This window comes from Alginatibacterium sediminis, assembly GCF_003610775.1.
Lineage (GTDB): Bacteria > Pseudomonadota > Gammaproteobacteria > Enterobacterales > Celerinatantimonadaceae > Alginatibacterium > Alginatibacterium sediminis.
In genome coordinates, this window is sequence record NZ_RAQO01000008.1 from 168764 (window position 1) to 193170 (window position 24407).

Sequence of the window (24407 nt, forward strand, 5' to 3'; positions counted from 1 at the left end):
GTCTGCAAACCTTAGCCTTTTCCACGACATTCCGGTGATTGAGGGACTTCTTTTCGGCTCGCCCATTCCTCAGGTGTTAAGGTATGTAAGGCAAGAGCATGGATAGAATTTTGTAGTAAATCAGCTAAAGTTTGGTTCACCATTCGATGTCTCTGTATTAGTCTTTTGGCTTGAAATTCATCGCTAACCAAAGTTACATTAAAATGGCTCTCTGAGCCCTCTGGTACACTATGTTTGTAACTTTCATTGACTACTTTTAACACTTTAGGCGAAAAATCACGCTCTAATAATCTATTTATCTGTTCTTCTATCGTCGAACTAGTCATATGGTATGCCTTAAGATTGCTTTATTTGACGAAATGTTAAATTAATCCGCGCTTGTTGCAAAGCCCGCATTTTCGGTAATGAATGCTCGCAAATTTCTTGAGACTCAGCTCTCATCACGAGTAAATCACCTGACCCCAGTAAAAACTCAAACTGTTGTTCTCCGCGTCGTTCGCGTAGTAAAAATCGCCGCGAGGCACCTAAACTGATAGACGCGATAAGTGGATTTTGACCCAATTCTTTTTCGTTGTCTCTGTGCCAGCCCATGTAATCTTGCCCATCTCGATAACAGTTAACCAACACGCTATTAAAGTTATGATTTAATTCGCTTTCTAACAAAATCTTTAGCTGGAATAGCTCCGTGCGCCAAGCTTGTGGCTGACGAAGTTGTCCAGAATACGTATACGAGCAATGGGGGTCGCCAAACCAAGCTGAACGGCGTGGCTCGGCAATACGTCGACCAAACATGTGGATATGCGATTCAGGCCACTGAACCGCATCTGCAAGCTCATTTATCAATTGCTCACACGTGCTTTTGGCAAGCCATTTGGGATGATATCCAAACCATCGGTGCTGCTCAAGCCGCACCACCTTTTGCGTTTGTCTAACTATTTTCATGCATTTGAACTCACTATGCCTTTAGTTGATCGAGTACACTAAGACCATAGCTTATCTTTGACCCACATGATCCAAAAAGGTTTATGCCAAATTTTCAATCACTACAATTGAAGCTCAATCGCTACCCTATTGTCGCAAATGATTCCCTGCAAGCATGGAATGCAGCAGACGAGTTACTCATTGAACACTGGCTACGTTCACCGTTGACGAGCCCGCAGCGAATAATACTAATTAATGATGATTTTGGTGCTATAGCATGCGCCATAAATAAGGCTGCACAAGAAATAAGCCACCGTATATCGATTGATTGGTTTAGTGATTCGTACGTAGCAATGCAAGGGTTGCAACAAAATCTGGCAACAACAGACCTAAATGTTGAGTTACGCTGTCACAATAGCTTAGCAGACTTGCCAATTGCTGATTTAGTCTTATATAAAGTGCCCAAGATACTCCGCTATCAACAGTTTCAGCTCGAACAAATCAACGGGAGTCAAACAGCTGGTACAACCATTCTTGCAAGCGGCATGTTGAGAGCAATGCCTGCTTCGGTGTTCAAAAGCTTCGAGTCACAATGTGATGATTTTTCAACTTCGCTAGCCAAGAAAAAGGCACGGCTAATTTTTGCCAAGACTCAAAAATCACGCCAAATAAAAGTTAAGCCAACGAGCTGGCAAGCCCAAGACTACCCGTACCAGCTTTCTGAACACTCAAACGTTTTCTGCCAAGGTAAATTAGACATTGGCACTCGATTTATGTTGCAACACTTAGATATCAAGGCCGATCGCGTGGCCGATTTGGGCTGCGGTAATGGTTTGCTAGGTTTACATTATTTAACTCAACATCCGAGTAGTCAGCTTAGTTTCTTTGATGAATCTTGCATGGCTGTAGCTAGCGCTAATGACAACCTTAAACGCAACTTAGGGGAAAAAATAAACCAGTGTCAGTTTGTTCAAACGAATTGTTTGGAGGGCGTCGCTGATAAAAGCTTTGATCTGATTCTTTGCAACCCACCTTTTCATCAACAAAATACCGTCAGCGAGCATATCGCCCAGCAAATGTTTAAGGATTCTCGGCGCTGCTTAAAAAATAATGGTCGCTTAAGAATTGTAGCTAATCGCCACCTTAACTATAAAATGTACCTAAAGCCGTTGTTTTCAAATATAAACTTAGTCGCATCCAACGCAAAGTTTGTTATTCTTGACGCGCTTTGCTAAATCTTGAACTATCGACCAATTAAAGGACAACTCGTGGCACGTTTTTTTCATCCCTTAGTTTTTGCTCTGCCCATCTCTTTGCTATTAGCAGCGTGTGCGCAGCCAGTACCCGAGCACTTGGATATTAGTCCACAGGTTCAAGTTGAAAATAGTGATATATCGCTGGCGCAAACCATCGCTTATCAAACGCAAGATTTGCGCAGCCATCGTTACATTATTAGTGTGCATCAAGGTGAGCAAGAGCTAGCACAGTTGGTAAACCTTGAACACAGCTTGCGCAGTGACATTGATCAAAATATGCGAGCTGCCCTTCAACAGTATCAGATTGAATTTTCGGAACAATCCGAGATATATCTTCAGCTCGATATTTTGGAGTTGTCAGCCAAAGTTAAACAGCATTCATTAACGCATACTGTTAAGAGCGACATGCGTATCAAAGTCAGTGTCAAAACTCCTAAGCAAACCCTTGCTAAGCAGTACCAGAACAGTTTTGAAAGAGAAGGTTCTATGCAAGTGGATCTAAATAAAGTCGAATCAGAAATGGGGCAGCAGCTAAGTACATTACTGAATCGAGTCGTTAATGACCCTGAAATTCTAAAATTATTGGAGACTCAATCATGAAATTTGTATCCAAACTCTCTCAAGTCTTATGCCTAGTCGCGCTATTATTCAGTGTGCCTAGTTGGGCAACAACAGTGATGTTAGTTACCAACATGGGGAATATCACTATCAAGCTCGATACCGAGAAAGCCCCCGTATCTTCCAAAAATTTTATTCGCTATGTGAATGATAAAAGCTATCAAAACAGCATTTTCCATCGTGTGATTAACGGTTTTATGATTCAAGGTGGCGGTTTCTCCGAAGACTTCAAACGCCTTGACACCTATACTCAAATTGAAAATGAGTCGCAAAATGGATTAAGTAATACTCGTGGTTCTATAGCGATGGCTCGAACAGGACAACCGCATTCAGCCACTCGTCAGTTTTATATAAACCTAGTTGATAACACCAACTTAGACGGTGAGTCTCACAAATTTGGCTATGCCGTGTTTGGGCAAGTGACTCGGGGTATGGATGTTGTCGATAAAATTGCTAAAGTAGCTACCGGTTCTCGCTCTGGCATGCGCGATGTACCGCGCCAAAACGTAGTCTTGCTCGATGTTATTTATCCTTAATTTCACTTCAAAGTAACAAGGACGTTCATATGATCCAGGCCGAAAGCTGGAAACAAACAATTTTAAGTTACCGAGACAAGCGCCTACTTTGGGTGTTTCTGATGGGCTGTAGTAGCGGGTTCCCATGGGTACTGATCGGTTCTAACATGTCAGGTTGGCTCAAAGATGCAGGGCTTACCCGCTCTGCTATTGGGTACTTTGGTTCAGTATTTGCCGTTTATGCCATTAACTTCCTGTGGGCTCCATTAGTTGACCGTGTCAAACTTCCCTTTTTGGGCGATAAACTCGGGCAACGACGCTCTTGGATCTTTTTGTGTCAAGGATTGATACTTATAGGCACATTAGCTATTTCGCGTTTGGATCCCGCGGTAAGTTTAGCGCTTACATCATTTGTGGCGCTGCTAATAGCTATTAGTTCTGCAACCCAAGACATTGCCATTGATGCTTACCGTATTGATTCAATTGGGCGTAGTGAATCAAACAAAATGCCACAAGCTTCGGCAATGGCCGTTGTAGGTTGGTGGACAGGTTACTCTTTACCAGGTTATTTAGCCTTTACCAACGCCGATAGCATCGGTTGGAATGGTGTTTATCTGGTTATGGCGGCAATCGTTGCCTTGTTAATGGTTTTTACCTTGCTTGTCAAAGAACCAAAAACAGACCGAGAAGCCTTGCAAGCAGCAGCTGAAGCTCGTCACATCGAAGCGCTCAAGTTAGGTCGTAAACAGCGTGTTATTGCGTGGTTGACGGTTACTGTTGTTGAGCCGTTTTTAGACTTTTTCCGAAGCAACGGCGTTCGAGTTGCCATTACTTTATTACTCTTTGTATTTTTGTTTAAAATTGGTGAAGCCTTTTTGGGTCGTATGTCGATCACTTTCTACAAAGAAGTCGGTTTTAGTAATGAACAAATTGGTCACTACTCAAAACTATTAGGATGGGGTGCAACGGTTGTCTTCACCTTAATTGGTAGCGCGATAAACGTACGCTTTGGAATTGTACGTGGTTTGATTATAGGTGGCATAGCAATGGCTGCCAGTAATCTAATGTTTGCTTGGATCGCGAGTGTTGGTCCTAGTGAAAACTTGTTCTTGGCAACCATCATTGTCGATAACTTTACAAGTGCGTTCTCAACTGTCGCCTTTGTATCGTTTTTAACCATGGTTACGGGGCAGGCCTTTAGTGCCACCCAATATGCTCTATTGGCGTCACTGGGTAACTTCGGACGAACGACTTTAGCTAGTTTCAGTGGTGACTTAGTCGATTATCTTGGTAGTTGGGAGATATTCTTTATTGTCACCGCCTTGATGGTGGTTCCGAGTTTGATCATGTTAGTCAGTCTTCGCGGCTACTTTAATAAAATTTTGAATCAAGCGCAGCACAACTAGCGCCTCGTATAGCTGACCATTTCTGACTTAATGGTCAGCTATATTTTTCAAATATTCTTGATTACCCAAGCAAAATACCTATAATGCGCGGCTCAGCGTAACCTTCAACATTGGATGTCGAGCAACCGAAGAGCTGCAATGTGCATGGAGCTTCTGGTGCGACTGAAACAATAAGCCTAAAAGGCATTAATCCAATTACTAAAAGTGACACCCATGTTGAAAAAAATCCTAGTTGCTAGCGCCGGCTTATTGCTTTCGCTAAACCTCAGCGCTGCTGAATACCGTTATGGTTTCTCAAACATCTACCTTGATTATCAATCTTGGGACCACAGTTTAAACGAAATTGACAACGCTAAAGATCGAAATAAAGCTGTTGCCGGTATCGAAGCTGGTCTTGGTTTCGATTTTGGTGAATTTTATGGTTTCTACGAGTACGAGAACTTTAACAAAAGCGACCGTGGTCACTCTCTAAAAGCATCGGGTCATATTTACCTTGGTGACAGTGATTTCTCTGTTTACGGACAGGTTTATGACACAGGAAACAGCGGTTTTTCTGAGCAAAGCCGTGTTATTGGTTTTGGTTATACCGGTTTAGTTGGCGATAACTATTGGTTTAAGCCATTCATTGGCGCCCATGACCTTGAAGCCAGCGATGGATTTGATGGTAAAAATGCGAGTGGCTTTAATGGTTATATGGCCGGTTGGTCAGCAGGCTATAACTTCAATGTAGCTTCGCAGAATTTCTCTATTGTAAACTGGAATGAGATCGAGTTTGCCCGCAATGACACTTATGCCGATCAACAAGGTGGCAGCAGCTCATGGAACGGCGCAGTCGTTGCAACTTGGCATATAAGTGAGAGCTTTTATACCGGCGTTCAATACCGTTACTTCCAAAATAAACTAGGTAATAAAGGCTACGGTGACCTATTTATCTATCGTGTTGGTTATAGCTTCTAATTACAAAGCTTAATCATCACAAGGCCGCTATTAAGCGGCCTTTTTTGTGCATTTATTTTTTATCCGATAACAGCGTATCAAGCTCCCCACTACTAGCTAAAGCTTGTAATTCATTAGCGCCGCCAATTAGCACTCCATTGACAAACACCATGGGTAAGCTTGGCCAGCCACTCCACAATTTAATGGCTAAACGACGATGCCACTGACTAAAATAACTACCGTAGCTCAGATCGCAAAAGCTGTGCCCAGACTTTTGTAGTTGTTGACGCGCTTTGCGACAAAAAGGATTCTGCGCCATGCCCACAACTACAATTGAGTTTTCAGCTAAGGCTTGTTGCACCTCATTTAGGGTTTCTTGATAGCCCCCGCCAACAGATGATACCGCCGATGGATGAATACAGCTTTGATCCAATACTGATCTGCTCATTTGTGTTCCTTATGAAGTAACTACTATTGAGGCTACTCGCCCGTGTCGTGATAAACATATTAGATATAAATCACTGAATAACAACATGCATTGCGGTTATTCGAACTTTATATAGTACTATTTATGATACAAAAAATGAGACTCTGGAATGCTATGCAGAAGGTAAAAGGCGACGCCATGCTCGGTATAGGAATTATTGGCTGCGGAAATATAAGTCGAATGCACGCTGACGCCATTTCGACGATAAACAACGCAACATTAGTAGCGGTCTCGAGTCGAAGCGAGCACAAAGCTGAGCAGCTCGCAAATCGAATGAACTGTGACTACCACCTTGACTACCACCAGTTACTTTCCCGTTCAGACATTACGATCGTCATGATTTGTACGCCCAATCAGACTCATCTTCAAATCGCCTTGGATGCTGTCGCTGCTGGAAAACATATCATTGTTGAAAAACCATTGGCAAATAATCTTGCTGATGTAGATACAATGATAAATGCCTGCAAGAAAGCGAAGCTAAAACTCACGAGTATCTTCCAACATCGCTTCAATCCGGCCATGCTAAAGCTCAAACAAGCTGTGGATGATGGATTACTAGGCCGCATCAATTTTGGTGGTTGCTACGAAAAAATTTACCGAGGAGACAGCTATTTTGAAAGTTCACCAGGACGTGGAACTTGGGCTGGAGACGGCGGTGGTGTAGTTATAATGAACGCAATTCATTACATAGACTCACTACAATTTATTATGGGCCCTGCGGTGGAAGTATTTAGCTATGCAGCCACTTTGGCCCATGATGATATCGAAGTCGAAGATGTCTCAAGCAGCGTGATTAAGTTTGCTAATGGCGCACTTGGAACCATTGAAGCGAGCTCGGCAGCCTTTCCTAAATTACATTCGCGCCTGGAAATTAATGGCGACAAAGGCAGCGTTGTTATAGAAAACCATCGCCTCAAAGAGTGGCGAATTCAAGATAATGACATGCAGCTTCATCCTTTGTATGGCGATCTCATCAACCAAGGGCAATACGCTAATAAAGGTGCGCAACTAGAGCCAAGCTTGCGACCAAATGTAGTTGCAGAGCAAATAAATGACTTTGTACTCGCCGTGCTGCACGACCGGGCGCCATATGTTAGCGCCGACTCCGCAAGGCATAGTTTAGCGATCGTATACGCAATATATGAATCAGCAAAAACCGGCAAAGCCGTCAAGCTCGGGCAGTAACTGACGAGCAATGCGACAAGTACATCACAAATACACAATGAACTCGATTAAAGGCAACTATTAGTGACACAAAGCGTTGAAAGCCAAAACTGGGGGATCATAGGTGCAGGGGCGGTAGGGTCTCTACTGGCCAGCATGTTAGTCGATGCGCAACTCATACCGCGTTTTATCGACGCTAGGCGCTCTGCTCATCGTCGCAATTTTGTAGTCGAAAAGTCTGGTCGCTCGCAGCGCTATAGTATTGAAACGCAAACCAACGTAGAGGGAATATCAGTTCTGTTGGTGTGTTTGAAGGCTTGGCAGGTCAGTACAATACTAGCCAGCTTAGACTTACCCAAAAGCTTGTCGATTGTGCTAGTGCATAATGGGATGGGAACATACGATCAACTCAAAGGGCTTGGGCTTGAGCAAGCTATTTATTTAACTAGCAACACCCATGCTGCACGGTGGAAGTCAGCGAATAGCTTGCAGCAAACCGGCCACGGACAATTATGGCTTGGTCACCCATTAACATCGACTGCCCCACCGTGGTTTTCTTCGCTTGAATTCGCTATTGAGAACTGCACTTGGACAGACGATATATCACAAAAACTATGGCTGAAACTTGCTATCAACGCCGTGATAAACCCGCTAACTGCAATTAACGATTGCGATAACGGCCAACTTTTGTCGGACCAGTACCAAGCAACGATTAATGCTCTTTGTGTAGAGCTATCAAAAATCGCTATCGGCAGTGGTGTTGATTTAGATGCTAAAGTCTTGCAGCAAAATGTGCGTGACATTTGTCATATCACTGCGCTCAATAGCTCATCAATGCGAGAAGACTTTTCCAACGCTAGACGCAGTGAGATCGACTATATTAATGGTTATTTTGACAAAGCGGCCACAGAGATGAGTATTGACTGCCCAATTAATCGCACCCTATATCTATCTGTGCTAGAGCGAGATAAAAACTATGCCTAAATCACTCAACTGCGCCATATTCATCGCTAATGGTAGCGAAGAAATTGAAACGGTTACCATCATCGACATACTACGCAGAGCTCAATTCGTGGTCGATGTCATCAGTATTGAACCTGCCCAGCAACTAGAGATTTTTTGCTCTCGCGGGGTAAAGTTGATTGCTGATAAACACTTTGATGATATTGAATTGGGCAACTACCAGCTATGGATATTACCCGGTGGGCTCAAGGGAAGCATGGCCTTAGCTAATTTTGGGCCCTTAGTGACAGCATTAAGTACTCGTGCGGATACCTGGCTTGCCTCTTTATGTGCCGCACCGGCGTTGGTGTTAGAGCAAAATAGTATTGATATAGGGGCACAAAAAACCTGTCATCCAGACTTTATGAATTTAATTAGTAAGCAAGGCTTATCTACGCAATTAGTGGAGATAGACGGGCAACATAAGCTTATTACCGCACAAGGACCAGGGACAGCTATAGCCTTTAGTTTAGCAATTGTCAGGCAGTTGATTTCAAGCGCTAAGGCCGGTGAGATAGCCGATGCACTCACTGGCCTTAATAAAAACGGAACTTATAAGCTGGCGTAGATTACCGCAAATTTAGCGTAACGCTCTGCGTTTAAACCCTTGTCAGAATAACCAACACGCGATTGTGAACGATAGTGTAATAGACCTTGTTCTTGATCAAAATAGAGTTCTAAGTCATCGCGATAACGCATTTTCTCGGTGACAAAGACGATGTGCATATAATCTGGATTGTTGGTAACAACTTCAAACTCGCTCAACTGAGCAACACTAGCAAGCACAGCTTCTTTGGTCGTCTCTATATCCGCTTTTAGAGGCAATGCCTCAACTTTTTTGCTTGCATCCTCTGATTGACTAGAGACTGCATTCGGGCTACTTGGCATTGGAGCAAATTGGCCATTTTTAAGACCCAGATAGTCAGGCTGCTTTAGATTCCCCCACACCATATACAAAGCGATGGCGAGAACAATAACTACAATAATTCCAATATATTTCATGGTTTTCCTTAACGAACGGCGTTAAATCTAAAGTAAAGACCGCGGACCTTGTAGCACCGGGCTAAATCAAAAGAGGATTCAAGCTAAGTATTTTAGAGTTTCGTTGATTATTGTATAGCTGTTTTTTCTTGGCAGGTAATTGGTCAACGCTGGTGAACTCGAAACCTTGCTCTAAAAACCAATGAATACTGCGAGTCGTTAAAGCAAATAGCCGAGTGTATTTACGTGCTTTAGCTTGAGATATAACCGCTTGCAACAAACGACTACCTTTTTGGGCATCACGATAAGACGGATGTACAGCCAAACAAGCAAATTCGCCACATTGTTCCTCTGCGAATGGGTACAATGCGACACACCCCACCACTAAACCGTCAATTTCAATCACGGTGAAAAAGCTTATTTCAAGTTCAAGCTGTTCGCGTGAGCGCCGCACCAACACCCCTTGCTCTTCCAATGGACGGATTAAGTCTAAAATACCGCCGATATCGCCAATTTCAGCCGAACGCAAACGCTCTGCTGATTCCATAACAATTTGTGTACCGCTGCCATCGCGCGAGAATAACTCTTGAATCAAGGCGCCGTCGTGCTTGTAGCTTACTAAATGACACCGCCCGACTCCCGCATTTACCGCGTTGATCGCTCCACTCAAGAAGGCAATACTTGCCTGACAGGCGTCAGTTTGCGCTATCATACGTTCCAGATGACTGTGAGCAGCACTTGGTAACAGTTCAGCCAATAGTTGTTGGTCTTCATCAAGCACACCGCTGTTTGAACTAAAGCCAAGCATTTTTTCTGCACCTAACTTGATAGCAACTTGAGTGGCAACGTCTTCGGCCATTAGATTAAAACTCTCGCCAGTTACTGATGCTGCAATTGGCCCTAATACGACAACGCTGTGGCTGGCAAGTTGACGCTCAATCGCTGCGACATCGATACGCCTCACTCGGCCGCTGTGACAATAGTCAACACCATCATCAACCCCAAGCGGCTGAGCAATGACAAAGTTCCCACTAACCACACTCAATTGCGAACCGTACATTGGAGTATTGCTCAAGCTCATTGAAAGCCGCGCGGTGATGTCTAGTTGCAGAGCGCCAGCCACTTGTTTGATTTGAGCTAAGGCTTGGTCTGAAGTTACTCGAACCCGCTTATGAAAGTGGCTTTCTATATTAAGGGAAGACAATTGCTGATTAATTTGCGGCCTTGCGCCAAGTACCAACACCAGCTTGAGCCCAAGACTATGTAACAACGCGATGTCATTAATGATACTGCGCAGACTAGGCCCTGCGATAGCCTCGCCACTGAGCGAAATAACAAAGGTTTGCCCACGGTGCGCATGCAGGTAAGGGGCAGATTGCCGAAAGCTGGATACAAGAGAATTTACTGACACAAAATATACTATGCGATTAAGAGAGTAAGACCAGTATATGCATAAGTATTTGGTAAAGAAAGATTATTATTCACTTAATTAAACTTAGTATTTGCTATTTGGCTCAAGCCAACTAGTCTAGGAACATAAGGATGTTCTTAAAAGGAATTAGGCATGAAGAAATTACAGCTGCAGCTAGCAATAAGTATCGGATTGATGACGAGTTTTTCTCTGGCAGCTGAACAAGCTGCTGACTCAATCGCACCTGAGCCAGCGTCTAGTTTAGAAATTAAAGACCTAAGCCTTGGTTCAAAGTTCATGGTGAGCGCTGCTAACCCACTAGCAAGTCAAGCCGGTTATGATGTTTTAAAACAAGGCGGTAGCGCAATCGATGCCATGATTGCCGTACAAACAGTACTTGGATTAGTCGAACCCCAATCATCGGGCCTAGGTGGCGGCGCGTTCTTAGTCTATTACGATGCCCAAAGTAAGCAAACCACCACCTTTGATGCGCGTGAAACAGCACCTCTCGCCGCTACCCCCGAACTATTTTTAGATGAGCAAGGACAGCCATTAAAATTCTTTGACGCGGTGGTCGGAGGTCGCTCAGTTGGAACGCCAGGTACCGTTAAACTACTTGGCGATATGCATGACCAATTTGGTAAGACCGCGTGGAATGAATTATTAAGCCCTGCAATTGAACTGGCCACTGAGGGCTTTAAAGTTAGCCCACGACTCGCCTCAATGATCGCAGCTGACCAAGAGCGCCTAAGCACGCACCCTGACACTTTAGATTATTTTTTTGATAGTGAAGGCAGCCCTCTAAAAGAAGGTGTTCAGCTTAAAAATCCAGAGTACGCTGAGACACTAGAATTACTAGCTGAGCATGGCGCTGATTACTTTTACCGTGGTGAAATGGCTCAAACCATTGTCGATAAAGTACAGGCTGTCAGTAACCCTGGCGTATTGGAACTGATCGATTTCGTAAGCTATACCGTGAAGCAGCGCCCCGCTGTTTGCCAAGCTTATCGAGAATTTGAGGTTTGCGGCATGGGACCACCTAGCTCTGGCGCCTTAACCTTGGGACAAATCCTAGGTGTGCTTAATCATTTCGACTTCAGCGAGTATGGCCCGAATGATCCGGTAACTTGGCAGATTATTGGCGATGCATCTCGCCTCGCATTTGCAGACCGCGGACGTTACATGGCAGATAGCGACTATGTCCCTATGCCTAAAGGTTTGCTTAATGCGGACTATTTAGCTCAACGTGCAGCTCTTATCACTCCAGGGACAGCATTAGCTGAAGTCAGTGCTGGTGAACCGCTGTGGGAACAAGCGCCAGTCCAAGCTTACGCAATGGATGAGTCAATAGAATTCCCGTCAACTAGCCACATTTCAATTGTCGACGCAGCTGGCAATATGGTCTCGATGACGACAACCATTGAAAACGGATTTGGCTCGCGCGTGATGAGCCAAGGTTTTTTGCTTAATAATGAATTAACCGACTTTTCATTTAGAGCACACAGTAATGGCTATCCAATTGCCAACCGCATCGAACCTGGCAAGCGTCCTCGTTCGTCTATGGCTCCAACAATAGTGCTAAAAGACGACAAGCCTTATTTGGTCATTGGGTCACCTGGCGGCTCACGTATCATCGGTTATGTTGCTCAGGCTATTATCGCGCATCTAGATTGGGGCATGGAAATCCAAGAAGCTATAGATAGCCCACACCTGGTGAACCGCTTTGGTAGTTTTGATATTGAAGCTGGCCAAGGCATTGATGACTTTAAGGCTGAACTTGAAAAACTTGGCTATGAGAAAGTTAACATTCGCGATTTGAACTCTGGGATTCATGCGGTGTTAATTCACGATGGACAGCTTATCGGCGCAGCAGACTCGCGCCGCGAAGGTTTAGCGCTGGGCGAATAAGCCAAGCCTTAGCCATAAAAAAACCAGAGCCATGGCTCTGGTTTTTTGGTGCGCTGATTTCGCTTTATTAAGCTTGCGGACGCATCGCTGGGAACAAAATCACGTCACGGATAGTGTGCGAATTGGTAAACAACATCACCAAACGGTCGATTCCAATACCTTGACCCGCCGTTGGTGGCAACCCATGTTCTAGCGCCGTGATATAGTCAGCATCGTAGAACATTGCTTCATCATCACCTGCATCTTTTTGCTCAACTTGCGACTTAAAGCGCTGGTCTTGATCTTGAGCATCATTAAGCTCAGAGAATCCATTCGCAATTTCACGGCCGCCCACAAAGAACTCAAAACGATCGGTGATTTCAGGGTCTTCATCGTTGCGGCGGGCTAATGGAGAAACTTCAGCCGGATACTCCGTAATAAATGTCGGTTGGATCAAACGATGCTCTACTGTTTCTTCAAAGATTTCAGTAATCACACGACCATGTCCCCAATGGGCTTCAACTTCAATCTTAAGATCTTTAGCCAGCTCACAAGTTTTCACGAAGTCATTCAGGGTGTCCATGCTAACTTCTGGGTTAAACTTAATGATAGATTCTCGCATCGACAAACGTGCATAAGCGGCACCAAAATCAAAGCTCTCTTCGCCATACTCAACAACTGATGTGCCTAAAACTTCTTCGGTTACGCTACGTAACATGGCTTCAGTAAGATCCATAAGGTCCTTGTAGTCCGCATATGCCATATAGAATTCCATCATTGTGAATTCAGGGTTATGACGAGGCGACAAACCTTCGTTACGGAAGTTACGGTTAATTTCAAAAACTCGCTCAAAACCACCAACAACCAAACGCTTAAGATAAAGCTCTGGTGCAATACGCAAGTACATCTCTTGGTCTAAGGCATTATGATGCGTAACAAAAGGACGCGCTGTAGCACCGCCAGGGATAACTTGCATCATTGGGGTTTCAACTTCCATGAAGTCTCTTGCGTTCATAAAGTTACGAATAGACGCAACAATTTTAGAACGGATCATGAAGGTCTGACGCGAGTCTTCGTTCATGATTAAATCAACATAGCGTTGACGGTAGCGCTGTTCTTGGTCGGTAAGACCATGAAATTTCTCTGGCAATGGGCGCAGTGCTTTAGTCAATAGCTCGTAGCGGTCCATATTGACATATAGGTCGCCTTTGCCCGAGCGATGCAACGAACCTTGCACACCAATAATATCGCCAATATCTAAACCACCGATTGCTTTAAGCTCTTTTTGTACTTCTTTAGGCGCGTAAGCTTGAATACGTCCGCTAACATCTTGCAAGACCAAGAACGGTCCGCGTTTTGCCATGATGCGTCCAGCAATTGCAAATTCACCTTCTGTTTGCTCAAGTTTTTCTTTATCAAAGTCAGCGAACTGGGTTTGTAAATCGGCGCTTAGATGATCTCGACGAAAGCTATTCGGATGACCATTGGACTTATCGTTCTCGCGTAACTTATCAAGCTTTGCGCGTCGCTCAGCAATGAGTTTGTTTTCTTCGAGATTCGCGTCTTGCACTTGTTCTGTCATGGTCAACCTTTCTGTGTTTATCTAAAATAAGTATTTAATTACAGGCCTGATTTCAGACTTGCTTGTATAAATTTGTCTAAATCGCCGTCAAGCACTGCTTGAGTATTGCGATTTTCAATGCCGGTACGCAGGTCTTTGATTCTTGAATCATCAAGCACGTACGAACGTATTTGACTGCCCCAGCCAATATCTGACTTTCCGTCTTCTGCCGATTGTTTCTCGGCGTTTTGTTCTTGAATTGCCAGCTCATATAATTTGGCTTTAAGCTGTTTCATTGCTTGTGCTTTATTCTTGTGCTGACTTCGATCATTTTGACACTGAACCACGGTATTGGTGGGCAAGTGAGTAATACGCACCGCTGATTCTGTTCTATTGACGTGCTGTCCACCAGCGCCAGATGCTCGGTATACATCGATACGCAGGTCACTAGGGTCGATCTCAACCTCAATGCTGTCATCAATCTCAGGATATATAAAAGCTGAGGCAAACGAGGTATGTCGTCGTCCGCTGGAATCAAATGGCGACTTACGAACTAAGCGATGCACGCCGGTCTCGGTACGTAACCAGCCAAAGGCATATTCACCACTGACACGAATCGTGGCGCCTTTAATGCCTGCAACTTCGCCATCACTCACTTCTATCACTTCAGTTTTAAACTGATGGGCATCACACCAACGCAAATACATGCGTAGCATCATATTGGCCCAATCTTGTGCTTCAGTGCCTCCAGAACCGCTTTGAATATCGATATAGCAGTCACTAGCATCCATTTCGCCTGAAAACATACGACGAAACTCTAAGCCTTCAAGTTGGCCAATTAAGTTATCAGCTTCGACCTGTGCTTCATCCAAAGTCTCTTGATCTTCAGCTTCAACAGCCAACTCAATTAAACCAGCAACGTCTTCTACACCTTGCTCTAGGATATCAATGGTTTTAACCACCGCTTCCAATGCACTTCGTTCTTTACCTAAGGCCTGCGCACGCGCGGGATCATTCCATATCTCAGGTTGCTCTAGCTCGCGGCTAACTTCTTCTAGCTGTTCAACTTTTGCAGCATAGTCAAAGATACCCCCGAAGAACGTCGCTACGCTCTTTGATATCCGCGAGTTGGGTATTAATAGGATTGAGTTCGAACATACAGCCTTGACTCTTTCTTATGATTCAAAAAAACGAGGAATTTTAACCAATTTTTGCTGGAATAGACACCGCACTTTAAAAAAAAGCTAGATTCTACACCAATGGGCTAAATAACTGTCCCTGATTGCTTTTGCATAGCGACAAAGGCTAAAGTATTGCCACCTTAAAATTCGAAGGTATTGCCTGTGAAAGATCCCCGAAAACTCGACCGACGCGTGCCATTTGTTCTACTGGCATTCATATTACTTTTTAGCTATCACAGCTGCAGTGATAACAGCTATTTTAAACAACAGGCGGAGCTTAGAAAGAGTCAATAGTGCAGATCGGCTCAGACCTGCACTTTCGCATCAGCGGCTCGTCTGCTTAGGCTGATAAACAACAGCCCCATAAGCCGGCAAATCAAGGGATAGACTTAAATCCTGTTGAACTTTTTGAAGCTCAACATAAGTCCAATCGGTATTAATCTGCTCTCGTAATACAAGCCCTTCACTGCAATTATCTAACACTGCGCTTATAGACTGCGGAATAAGCAAGGTCATTGCTTTTGCCTGATCGTCAAAATTAACTACAACCACGCACCATTGTCCGTGCTGCTGTCGAATAAAAGCGTAACAACGCGAGTCATAATTTTGATTGTGCTGCAAATTGTAAGTATGTAAATCAACAAACTCACCACTTAAACAGTCTTGCTCAGTGCTATAACGCAATAGCCGTTGATACGCAGCGTCTAACTGCCATTGACTTGCGCTTAGCGATCCACCATCAAACAGGCCATCATTCATCCAAGCTTGGTGCGCTGGCACACCCGCATAATCAAAAATAGTCGTTCGGCTGGCTTTACCGTAGCCCAAATCTTGGTCCGCACGCTCCCCTTGCGCTTGTCCGAAATAAAGTAAGGTTGGCCCTTGCCCCAATAAGGTTGTAACCACCATCGCCGGCCAAGCCCGCCAAGGATCTCCCGCAAACTCTGGGCTGGCGATGCGCTGTTCGTCATGGTTTTCCATAAAGCGCAGCAAATTTTTGTCGATGTCTGTGTACAAAGCCTGGTCTCGACTGATAAGACTTGGCTTCGCGTTTTGAGTAATAATGGCTTTTAGCGTGTCGTACAAATCAACTTTGTCGTATAGGCAATCCATGAGACCCAGTTGTACGTAATCGCGGTAAAGTTCGGGTTGGTAAACTTCAGCAAGTACCAAAGCATCGGCATTTTTAGTTTTGATTTGAGAGTTTAAGTAGCTCCAAAACTCCACTGGAACCATTTCTGCCATATCAAAACGAAAGCCATCGACACCCAGATCCATCCAGAATAGGGCAATGTCTTTAAACTTAGCCCATGCACTGGGTAGTGGTTTGTCCGACCAAAATGCGTAATGCTGCTCAACACCTAACTCGCGGTAATGCTTGGGCAAAGACTCAAAGTCATGACTACCGTCAGGTTTAACACCATAATTGACCTTGATGGTCTCATACCAATCATGACCATCGGGTTTGGCTAAGCGAGAACCATTACCGGTCCATTTTGCCGGGCTTTCAACAAAATCAGTCGCCGAAAGCGGATGATCTTGCAGCGGCTCAAATCCTGATGGGTAATCCGGTGCCTCGAAATCTTGATCCAAGTAGTAAAAATCATTGTTACGGCTATACCCGTGGCTGGTATCGTCGGCGGCCCCAAAGTCGACCGTACCGATAGGAGCATCCATACTTTGATAATGCCGAGCCACATGGTTAGGCACGATATCAATGATGACTTGCATGCCGTGTTTGTGGGTACGGGCAATGAGGTCTTTAAATTCGTTTAGACGATTTTCAGGATCATTGGCTAAATCGGGATTCACATTGTAGTAGTCTTTTACCGCATACGGAGAGCCGGCTCGGCCCTTTACAACTTGAGGATGATCATCACTGATTCCGTAAGCTTGGTAATCTTCGAGCAAAGCATGATGCGGTACCCCGGTGTACCAGATGTGAGTCGTGCCGTAATTAGCAATGGCCGCTAAGGCTCTATCATCAAAGTCGGAAAATTTTCCAACCCCGTTTTGTTCTCGCGTTCCCCAAGCAACATTATTGGAATTTTTATTGCCAAAAAGACGGGTAAAAACATGGTAAATGACCGGTTTTCCGGTTCTATTTAGATTACGTGACATATATGGCTCCATCGTTATCACTTTCCCAAAGCCATTGTACAAACCTCGCGCTCAAAGCCTACCTTTTCCAGAAAAACCTAAGGTTTAAGCGCGTATTTGTAGAGAAGATGTGAAAAATATAAACAAGCCCGTAGCAAGCTCATCTTGCATGCATAAGTGGCGGTAATCGAATAAACGCTATCGTAATCTACGCATCTCTTTACATAGCTTTACAACCCCTTGACAAGCCTTTGCGCACATTAGCATATACTTAATTATAGGTATTACACAGGAGGTATACACCATGAACATCTCAATCAAACAATCCTTAGTGCTTGTTGCACTACTAGCCGTGATTAGCGTTCCAACGATTGCCGCTCAAAATACTCGAATGGCAAATAATCAAGTTCAATTTGAGCAACTTGATCTCGACGGCAATGGCTTTGTAACCCAAGAAGAACATGCTCAGTTTCAGCAGGTACGAATTAGCGAACGCCAAGAAGCTGGCTATCCTATGCGTAATTTGGATAGCTCGAACAACCGTTATCAACAACTTGATAGCGACAACGATGGACAGCTGAGCGCTGACGAATTTGCGACTTATCAGCAAACCATGATGGCAAACAGAGGCTCAAACAATACTAAAATGGGCAAAGGTATGGGCGGCGGTGGTAAAGGTCGTCAAGGCATGATGACGTGGTAGTAAGGCTTTCAACCGGCCTAAACCAATAAACGCGAGAACAGCTAAAGCCATTCTCGCGTTTCTCTATTTCCAAAACATTGGGCTCGCCTAAAAGGGCTTAACTCATAGCACCTGATCAAGCCACATGGCAAACGGTTCCTTGGGCAGTGCCCCCGCTTGTTGACTCGATTTAACGCCGTTTTCGAACACCATGAAGGTGGGAATTGAGCGAATAGCAAATTGCCCAGCTAAATCCGTTTGCTCTTCAGTATTCACCTTAACAAATCGAGCACGATAACGGTTATCGCTAGCCAGTTGCGTATATAGGGGGGCAATACTTAGACAAGGGCCACACCAACTCGCCCAAAAATCGACTACAAGCGGAAAGCCGCCTTGGTTTAAACGATCAAAGGCAGCCTTATCGACACTAAAGACTTGCCCATCAAATAAAGCCTTTTTACATTGGCCGCATACTGGATCTTGTTCTCTGCGCTCAGGGGCAACCCGATTTTTACTCAGACAGTACGGGCATACGACAATTGATTTATCAGACATGTTAGTTTCTCGTTCTATGCAGGCTCAAGGGATTCGATTAACAGCTGTACACTGCGCCGTCCCCTAAATTCGTTAATATCCAATTTATAAACTAAGCGCGCTAATTGTACACTAGCATTCGGCCAAATTTCTCGGTCAACATTAAACGCGATGGCGTCAAGCTGTAGCTGTGGAGCAAGCGCTGAACTCACACTTAATTTAAGGTGCGATTGTCCTACAACTCGTTGTGCTCGCAATTGAAATACGCCATCAAATATGGGTTCAGCAAAGCCTTGACCCCAAGGTCCCAGCGCTCGAATTTTCTCAGCGAAATCGAGGTTAAGCAATTCAACCGGCAACTCACCGTCACTATAAATACTGTGGCTTAAGCTTTGTTCATCAATAAATTGCTCGCTATGTACCCTCAACTGTTCTTGAAAGCGTTCAAAATCCCCCTGTTTCAGCGATAAACCTGCCGCCATGGCATGCCCACCATATTTAGCGATAAGCCCAGGGTTTTGGGTATCAATGCGTTCGAGTAAATCGCGGAGGTGAACGCCTGGAACAGAACGTCCCGAGCCTTTCAAGTCGCCATTTTCGCCATCTGCGAAAGCGAATACTGGACGATGAAATTTCTCTTTAATGCGCGAAGCAACTAAGCCAACCACGCCTTGGTGCCAATCACTTTGATATAAACTTAAAGCTTTAGGTAAAGCACTTTGTTCAAAGTTTATCGTAGCCACAAACGCTTCAGCTTCGTGTTGCATGCCTTTTTCTATGGTTTTACGCTCTGCATTCAAGCTATCCATTTCACTGGCGTACTCACGAGCTTTGTAGACATCGTTGCAAATTAGGCACTCAATGCCTAATGCCATGTCATCTAAGCGGCCGACTGCATTTAAGCGAGGTCCAATGGCAAAACCCAAGTCACTAGCAACCAAACGATGACTTTCACGCTTGGCCACGTCAATCAGAGCTTGAATACCAGCCCGAGCACGTCCAGAACGAATGCGTTGTAGACCGTGTTCCACTAAAATTCGATTGTTTTCGTCAAGACTAACGACATCAGCCACAGTTCCGAGGGCAACTAGATCTAAACATTGGCTCAAATTTGGGATAGCGATACGTTTACTTTCAAACAATCCAGAACTGCGCATTGCAGCTCTGAGCGCTACCACTAGATAAAAGGCAACGCCGACACCAGCCAGATTCTTACTTGGAAATTCACACGCACGCTGATTAGGATTCACAATTGCCGCAGCGTTGGGTATTTGGTCTCCGGGAAGATGATGGTCGGTGACTAAAACTTGCATGCCCAAACTGTTGGCATGATCGACACCGTCAATGCTACTGATCCCGTTATCGACCGTAATGATTAAGTCGCAACCATGTTGCGCCACCAAGTCGACAATTTCACAGCTAAGTCCATATCCATATCGAAATCGATCTGGGACGATGAAATCTACATTCAGAAATCCAAATTGAGGCAACGCGCTCATCAGTAGCGCGGTACTTGTTGCACCATCAGCGTCAAAGTCTCCTACGATGATGATACGAGATTGGTTTTCTAAGGCTTTCAGCAGAATAGCCACCGCGGCGTCTATATGATGTAAAGCATTTGGAGGAAGTAAGGAGCTAAGCTGCTTATCTAGCAGTGCGTCGTGCTCAATACCACGGCGAGCCAACACTTGTTTAAGCACCGGGTGTAGTTTGCTATCCCAGTGCTCAAGATCCCGATATGGATGACGAATCAACTGGGTCAAACTAGGCTCCAGTCTCTAGCAACTCAAGTAGCGCTGCAGGATTACGATATCCCGGAAGCATGCTGCCATCTTTTAGTAGCATTGCTGGCGTACCACGGATCCCAAAAGTCTCTCCGAGTTGATATTGAGAGTAAATGTCGACTTCACAGTTACTTGAGGCGATTTTTTTACCCGCTTTGGCATCGTCCATCGCTTGCTGTGGATCTTCAGCACACCAAACATTTTGCATCTCTTGATACACCGGTGAACGTTGTCCGCCGCGAGGATACGCTAAATAGCGAACCGTAATACCCAAATCGTTGTAACCCGGTAGTGTCAGCAATTTTCCACTATCTGGATCTTGCTCGGTGTAGGTGTTCATTTGACTATGCAGCAGTTGGCAATATCCGCAGCTAGTATCGGTGAAAACAGTCACTACATATTTCTCGTCTTTAGCTTTGTATTCAATCATCGAATCGGCAAACGGTTCGCTTTGTGCGATACGAAGCGAGGTCATTGCTTTTTCGGTTAGGTTTTCACGCGATTGCAAGTCGTAGAGTTCACCCATTAGCACAAAATCGCCGCTTTTATCTGAATAGATAATGCCGCGACTCGTCACCACCTCATACACCTCGTTAATGGGTGTATTGGCAATAGAGATAACATCTAAGCCCATATTTTTGACCAGTTGCTGCTCTAGCGCAGTGTGGTCTTCAGCAAGACTTGAAAATGAAATACACGCCGCAACAGACGCCAAAACGGCTTTGCGGATGATTGAAATATGAGAAAACATCGGTAGCTCCAAAAAATTGGGGTGTAGCCAAAGGCAGTACTTGGCAAATTACGTGTCCAGACTAGTGATTGCAAGCTTAAATACATTGAAATGATGGGTATAAACATCCGAAAAATTGCACACTTTAGATGCCATCTTACTCAGCTCACATAGATCGGAGGCAAAACTAAGCTCGCGGATGATGCTGCTGATAAAGCGCCTGCAGACGCGCATTGGCAACATGCGTATAAATTTGGGTGGTACTTAAGTCTGAATGCCCAAGTAGCATTTGCACTACGCGTAAGTCGGCCCCATGATTGATCAAATGGGTCGCAAAGGCGTGGCGCAGTGTATGTGGTGAGACATCAGCACTAATTCCTGCTTGTTGGACATAGATTTTAATCCGATACCAAAAAGTTTGTCGGGTCATTTGGGTTCCCCTTAAACTTGGGAATACGACTTCCGAACTCTGTTTTAATAATAGCACCCGTGAGCTTTTTAGATAATCACTAATCCAGCTTTGGGCTTCTTCTCCCATAGGAACCAAGCGTTCCTTCGAGCCTTTGCCCATAATCCGCACCAAACCCTGATTAACGCTCAATTGCGACATTTGCAGCCCGACTAACTCGCTTACACGTAGGCCGCTGGCATAGAGTAATTCAAGCATGGCACGATCTCGATGCCCTATCGGCTCAGAAATGTCGGGTTGCTGCAGCAAGTTTTCCACATCGCTTTGTGAAAGGCTTTTGGGAAGTAATCGACTCTGTTTAGGGGCAACTAAATTGGCACTGGGATCGTCAATGCGCTGCTTGGTTTTGAGTAAGTAGCGATAAAACTGGCGAATACAAGAACGCTGGCGAGCTGCGCTACTGGCTTTTAAACCACCGCGTTGCCGTTGTTCTACAAAGCCCTCGATATCTTCAAGTTGGGCTAACATCAGCGAACTAGATTTTTCCACTAAATAGCTCTCCAACGCCATCAGGTCTCGACGATATGCCTGTTGAGTATTCTCAGCTAAGCCTTTGTTTAACCATAAATACTGGATAAAATTTTGCAAAATAGCTGGTTGATTAGCATTGGCGTTGGACATACGATCTCTTTGTCAGGTTAAGCAATTAAAAAAACCAAAGCTGAATGGTTGGCCGTCAACACGAATTGTTTGTTAGACTTGCGCCAGATTAACAAAGGACAGCATAGATGAAAATCGGATTGTATTATGGCTCAAGTACTTGTTATACCGAAATGAGTGCAGAAAAAATTCAAGCCCATTTCTCCGAGAACTGCTTAGAGCTACACAACATCAAAGATGTTGGCTTTAGTCACATCGAAGATTACCCGGTATTGATCTTAGGCATTTCCACCTGGGACTATGGCGAGTTGCAAGAAGACTGGCAAGCGCTGTGGGATAATCTAGACGCGTTAGATTTGGAAAACAAAACCATCGCTATCTTCGGCCAAGGCGATCAATTGGGATACAGTGAATGGTTTGTCGACGCCATTGGTATTTTGTTCGAAAAACTAGCCCCTAGTGGAGCCGACTTTATTGGGTTCTGGCCCAATCAAGGCTATGAATTTGATGCCAGTAAAGCCTTAACCGAAGATCAATCGCTCTTTTTCGGATTACCCTTAGATGACGAAAATCAATATGACTTAAGCGACGAACGCATCGCGCAATGGTGTGACCAGCTTAAAGCTGAGCTTAAGCAATTGTCGGCTTAGCTCGCACTTTGGTATGGAAAGCCTGCTGACGCTCGAGTTTGACAACTACACCCAGCAATGGTTGTGAGTAAAAGAAACTCATCAATAACAGGGTACAAAAAAGGACCGATCATCGGTCCTTTTTAAACAAGTTCTAGTATTAACTCTAACGCTTAGCTTTCGGTAACTCGCTCACCAATTGGTGCTTCGTTAGTTTGTTTCGCTGGCATTAGCAATGCGATTACAAACGCAATTAGGGTGGGCAGTGCCCATGCTAATCCTAGGTCAAATCCTGGTAGTACGCGAAACATGCTCATGTCCAAGCCAGCGGTTTTGGCGCCGTCTAAGACACCAAAGATAGTTGCTACTGCGACCACTAACCCAAATGCTTGTCGAGGTTGTTTAAAGTACGAACTAGCAAGGTTTAAGGCAATTAATGCCATAGCGATAGGGTAAACCCCAACTAAGATAGGAATAGAAAAACCTAAGAGCTGCGTTAAGCCAACATTAGCTACGATTGCGCAAACCAGCGCCGCGCCAATTGCTACATGCTTATAGGCCAAGCGGCTATTCTTCTCAATATACGATGAGAAAGCACTTATTCCGCCAACCGCGGTGGTAAAACAGGCTAATGTCACAATCGCAGTGAGAAGGAATTGACCTTGGGTTCCAAACCAATGCGCCACGTAAGGCACGATAATTTCGCCGCCATTTTGAGCGCCCGGAGCTAGACCAGAAGCCGTCACACCTAAATTGAAAAGCACCACGTAAAACAGTGATAAACCCAGTGCAGCAATCACACTCGCGATAGATAGATAACGCATGATTGATTTCTTGTCGTTGATACCTTTCTCCCGCAGCGCGTCGGTCATCAGTACCCCAAACATTAATGCCGCTAAGGCATCCATGGTGTTATAACCTTCAAGAAACCCAGTGGTAATTGGCGCGATTGCATAGTCGCCACTGGCTACTGGAATTTGAGTTGAGAACGGCGTTACAAAGACGAAATAACCCAGCACTCCAATACAGATGATAAGAACTGGCGTGATGACTTTACCAACCGAATCCAATAGGCCGTCGCGGCGCAACACTAGGGCTAAGGCTGCGAAAAAATAGAAAGCGGAATAAACAAACAAAATGAGTTGGCTTGGCTCATCAAAGAACGGCGCAAAGCCAAGTTCATAGGCTACCAAGCATGTGCGCGGAATACCAAAACCAGGTACCAACACAAAATAGATCATCAATGAAATAGCACGACCGACCGGTTTAGGTAACAAACGGGTCAACTCGGTGAGTCCCCCGCCCGCTTTAGCGATCGCTAACAAGGCAAGTAAGGGCAAACCAACGGCGGTCAATAAAAAGCCTAGTATGGCTAAACCTAAATTTTCGCCAGCCAACAAGCCAGCTAAGGGAGGAAATATTAAATTTCCGGCGCCTAAGAAGAATGCAAAGACCATTAAGCCAAGGCTTATTGTATTCCACGGGCCAAGCGTTTTATTCACGTTCACCTCTTACGGGGTATTTTTTTAGATAGATATGCTGTGTAAGTAACT

The 24407-nt window shown here is 44.7% G+C and carries 24 protein-coding genes; 11 read left to right on the top strand and 13 right to left on the bottom strand.

From position 1 onward, the window contains the following. Positions 1-11: 11 nt before the first annotated feature. Positions 12-326 (bottom strand): BolA family protein, encoded by a 315-nt coding sequence (locus DBZ36_RS14710; RefSeq protein WP_120355720.1) that lies wholly within the window; start codon positions 324-326, stop codon positions 12-14. A 10-nt stretch (positions 327-336) separates the two neighbouring features. Beyond that, positions 337-942 carry an alpha-ketoglutarate-dependent dioxygenase AlkB family protein gene (locus DBZ36_RS14715; RefSeq protein WP_120355721.1) on the bottom strand — a complete coding sequence of 202 codons (606 nt, stop codon included), beginning with the start codon at positions 940-942 and terminating at the stop codon, positions 337-339. A gap of 83 nt (positions 943-1025) precedes the next feature. On the opposite strand from DBZ36_RS14715, the gene DBZ36_RS14720 reads away from it, so the two are divergent. The 5 genes from DBZ36_RS14720 (at position 1026) to DBZ36_RS14740 (ending at position 5673) form a co-directional block, all read left to right on the top strand. Then, on the top strand, positions 1026-2156 hold the full coding sequence (locus DBZ36_RS14720) for a methyltransferase (RefSeq protein ID WP_120355722.1): 1131 nt from the start codon (positions 1026-1028) through the stop codon (positions 2154-2156). 33 nt (positions 2157-2189) lie between these two features. Next, positions 2190-2777: a YajG family lipoprotein gene (locus DBZ36_RS14725; protein WP_158589112.1), complete on the top strand. Its 588-nt coding sequence runs from the start codon at positions 2190-2192 to the stop codon at positions 2775-2777. A gap of 77 nt (positions 2778-2854) precedes the next feature. Beyond that, positions 2855-3331 (top strand): peptidylprolyl isomerase, encoded by a 477-nt coding sequence (locus DBZ36_RS14730; protein WP_199711897.1) that lies wholly within the window; start codon positions 2855-2857, stop codon positions 3329-3331. Between the two features lie 29 nt (positions 3332-3360). Continuing rightward, entirely contained in the window at positions 3361-4716 is a 1356-nt protein-coding gene (locus tag DBZ36_RS14735; protein ID WP_120355725.1) for an AmpG family muropeptide MFS transporter, read from the top strand. Positions 4717-4929: 213 nt separating this feature from the next. Next, positions 4930-5673, top strand: a complete 744-nt coding sequence (locus DBZ36_RS14740; protein WP_120355726.1) for an outer membrane protein OmpK — start codon at positions 4930-4932, stop codon at positions 5671-5673. Positions 5674-5725: 52 nt separating this feature from the next. Here DBZ36_RS14740 and DBZ36_RS14745 read toward each other — a convergent pair whose 3' ends face one another. Continuing rightward, positions 5726-6100 (bottom strand): glutaredoxin domain-containing protein, encoded by a 375-nt coding sequence (locus tag DBZ36_RS14745; RefSeq protein WP_120355727.1) that lies wholly within the window; start codon positions 6098-6100, stop codon positions 5726-5728. A gap of 153 nt (positions 6101-6253) precedes the next feature. On the opposite strand from DBZ36_RS14745, the gene DBZ36_RS14750 reads away from it, so the two are divergent. The 3 genes from DBZ36_RS14750 to DBZ36_RS14760 all read left to right on the top strand — a co-directional run bounded on the left by DBZ36_RS14750 (position 6254) and on the right by DBZ36_RS14760 (position 8873). After that, a complete protein-coding gene (locus DBZ36_RS14750; RefSeq protein WP_158589113.1) occupies positions 6254-7324 on the top strand; it encodes a Gfo/Idh/MocA family protein in 1071 nt (356 codons plus the stop codon). 63 nt (positions 7325-7387) lie between these two features. Then, complete coding sequence (locus tag DBZ36_RS14755) at positions 7388-8287, top strand: ketopantoate reductase family protein (RefSeq protein ID WP_120355729.1); 900 nt, start codon at positions 7388-7390, stop codon at positions 8285-8287. Then, positions 8280-8873, top strand: coding sequence for a DJ-1 family glyoxalase III (locus DBZ36_RS14760; RefSeq protein ID WP_120355730.1), 594 nt, complete (start codon positions 8280-8282; stop codon positions 8871-8873). The genes DBZ36_RS14755 and DBZ36_RS14760 overlap by 8 nt, the downstream gene beginning before the upstream one ends. Here DBZ36_RS14760 and DBZ36_RS14765 read toward each other — a convergent pair. Both DBZ36_RS14765 and argA read right to left on the bottom strand, forming a co-directional pair. Beyond that, positions 8858-9307: a DUF1499 domain-containing protein gene (locus DBZ36_RS14765; protein WP_120355731.1), complete on the bottom strand. Its 450-nt coding sequence runs from the start codon at positions 9305-9307 to the stop codon at positions 8858-8860. The two genes, DBZ36_RS14760 and DBZ36_RS14765, sit on opposite strands and share 16 nt — an antisense overlap. Positions 9308-9368: 61 nt before the next feature. Next, positions 9369-10697, bottom strand: a complete 1329-nt coding sequence (gene argA / locus DBZ36_RS14770; RefSeq protein WP_120355732.1) for an amino-acid N-acetyltransferase — start codon at positions 10695-10697, stop codon at positions 9369-9371. 153 nt (positions 10698-10850) lie between these two features. On the opposite strand from argA, the gene ggt reads away from it, so the two are divergent. Further along, entirely contained in the window at positions 10851-12605 is a 1755-nt protein-coding gene (ggt, locus tag DBZ36_RS14775; RefSeq protein WP_120355733.1) for a gamma-glutamyltransferase, read from the top strand. Between the two features lie 67 nt (positions 12606-12672). Here ggt and lysS read toward each other — a convergent pair whose 3' ends face one another. The 3 genes from lysS to DBZ36_RS14790 form a co-directional block, all read right to left on the bottom strand. Continuing rightward, a complete protein-coding gene (gene lysS, locus DBZ36_RS14780; RefSeq protein WP_120355734.1) occupies positions 12673-14166 on the bottom strand; it encodes a lysine--tRNA ligase in 1494 nt (497 codons plus the stop codon). A gap of 38 nt (positions 14167-14204) precedes the next feature. Further along, positions 14205-15303 (bottom strand): peptide chain release factor 2 gene (gene prfB, locus DBZ36_RS14785; RefSeq protein ID WP_120355735.1). Its coding sequence is split into 2 segments (ribosomal slippage): positions 14205-15227 and positions 15229-15303, totalling 1098 coding nucleotides; the frame shifts between segments, so codons are not numbered across the junction. Positions 15304-15650: 347 nt separating this feature from the next. After that, on the bottom strand, positions 15651-17447 hold the full coding sequence (locus DBZ36_RS14790; protein ID WP_120355736.1) for an alpha-amylase family glycosyl hydrolase: 1797 nt from the start codon (positions 17445-17447) through the stop codon (positions 15651-15653). A gap of 283 nt (positions 17448-17730) precedes the next feature. Between DBZ36_RS14790 and DBZ36_RS14795 the strand changes: the two genes are divergently transcribed. After that, positions 17731-18129: an EF-hand domain-containing protein gene (locus tag DBZ36_RS14795; protein WP_120355737.1), complete on the top strand. Its 399-nt coding sequence runs from the start codon at positions 17731-17733 to the stop codon at positions 18127-18129. A gap of 102 nt (positions 18130-18231) precedes the next feature. On the opposite strand, the gene trxC is transcribed toward DBZ36_RS14795, so the two are convergent. The 4 genes from trxC to xerD all read right to left on the bottom strand — a co-directional run bounded on the left by trxC (position 18232) and on the right by xerD (position 22246). Continuing rightward, on the bottom strand, positions 18232-18663 hold the full coding sequence (trxC, locus tag DBZ36_RS14800) for a thioredoxin TrxC (protein WP_120355738.1): 432 nt from the start codon (positions 18661-18663) through the stop codon (positions 18232-18234). A gap of 14 nt (positions 18664-18677) precedes the next feature. Then, positions 18678-20405 carry a single-stranded-DNA-specific exonuclease RecJ gene (recJ, locus tag DBZ36_RS14805; RefSeq protein ID WP_233558151.1) on the bottom strand — a complete coding sequence of 576 codons (1728 nt, stop codon included), beginning with the start codon at positions 20403-20405 and terminating at the stop codon, positions 18678-18680. Between the two features lies 1 nt (position 20406). Next, positions 20407-21177, bottom strand: a complete 771-nt coding sequence (locus DBZ36_RS14810; RefSeq protein WP_120355739.1) for a thioredoxin fold domain-containing protein — start codon at positions 21175-21177, stop codon at positions 20407-20409. 166 nt (positions 21178-21343) lie between these two features. After that, on the bottom strand, positions 21344-22246 hold the full coding sequence (gene xerD, locus DBZ36_RS14815; protein WP_120355740.1) for a site-specific tyrosine recombinase XerD: 903 nt from the start codon (positions 22244-22246) through the stop codon (positions 21344-21346). Between the two features lie 107 nt (positions 22247-22353). Between xerD and fldB the strand changes: the two genes are divergently transcribed. Then, positions 22354-22875, top strand: a complete 522-nt coding sequence (fldB, locus tag DBZ36_RS14820; RefSeq protein WP_120355741.1) for a flavodoxin FldB — start codon at positions 22354-22356, stop codon at positions 22873-22875. A 152-nt stretch (positions 22876-23027) separates the two neighbouring features. Here the strand turns inward: fldB and brnQ are convergent, their stop codons facing one another. After that, the gene (gene brnQ, locus DBZ36_RS14825; RefSeq protein ID WP_120355742.1) at positions 23028-24356 is read right to left on the bottom strand and encodes a branched-chain amino acid transport system II carrier protein; all 1329 of its coding nucleotides are present in this window, start codon (positions 24354-24356) and stop codon (positions 23028-23030) included. Positions 24357-24407: the final 51 nt, after the last annotated feature.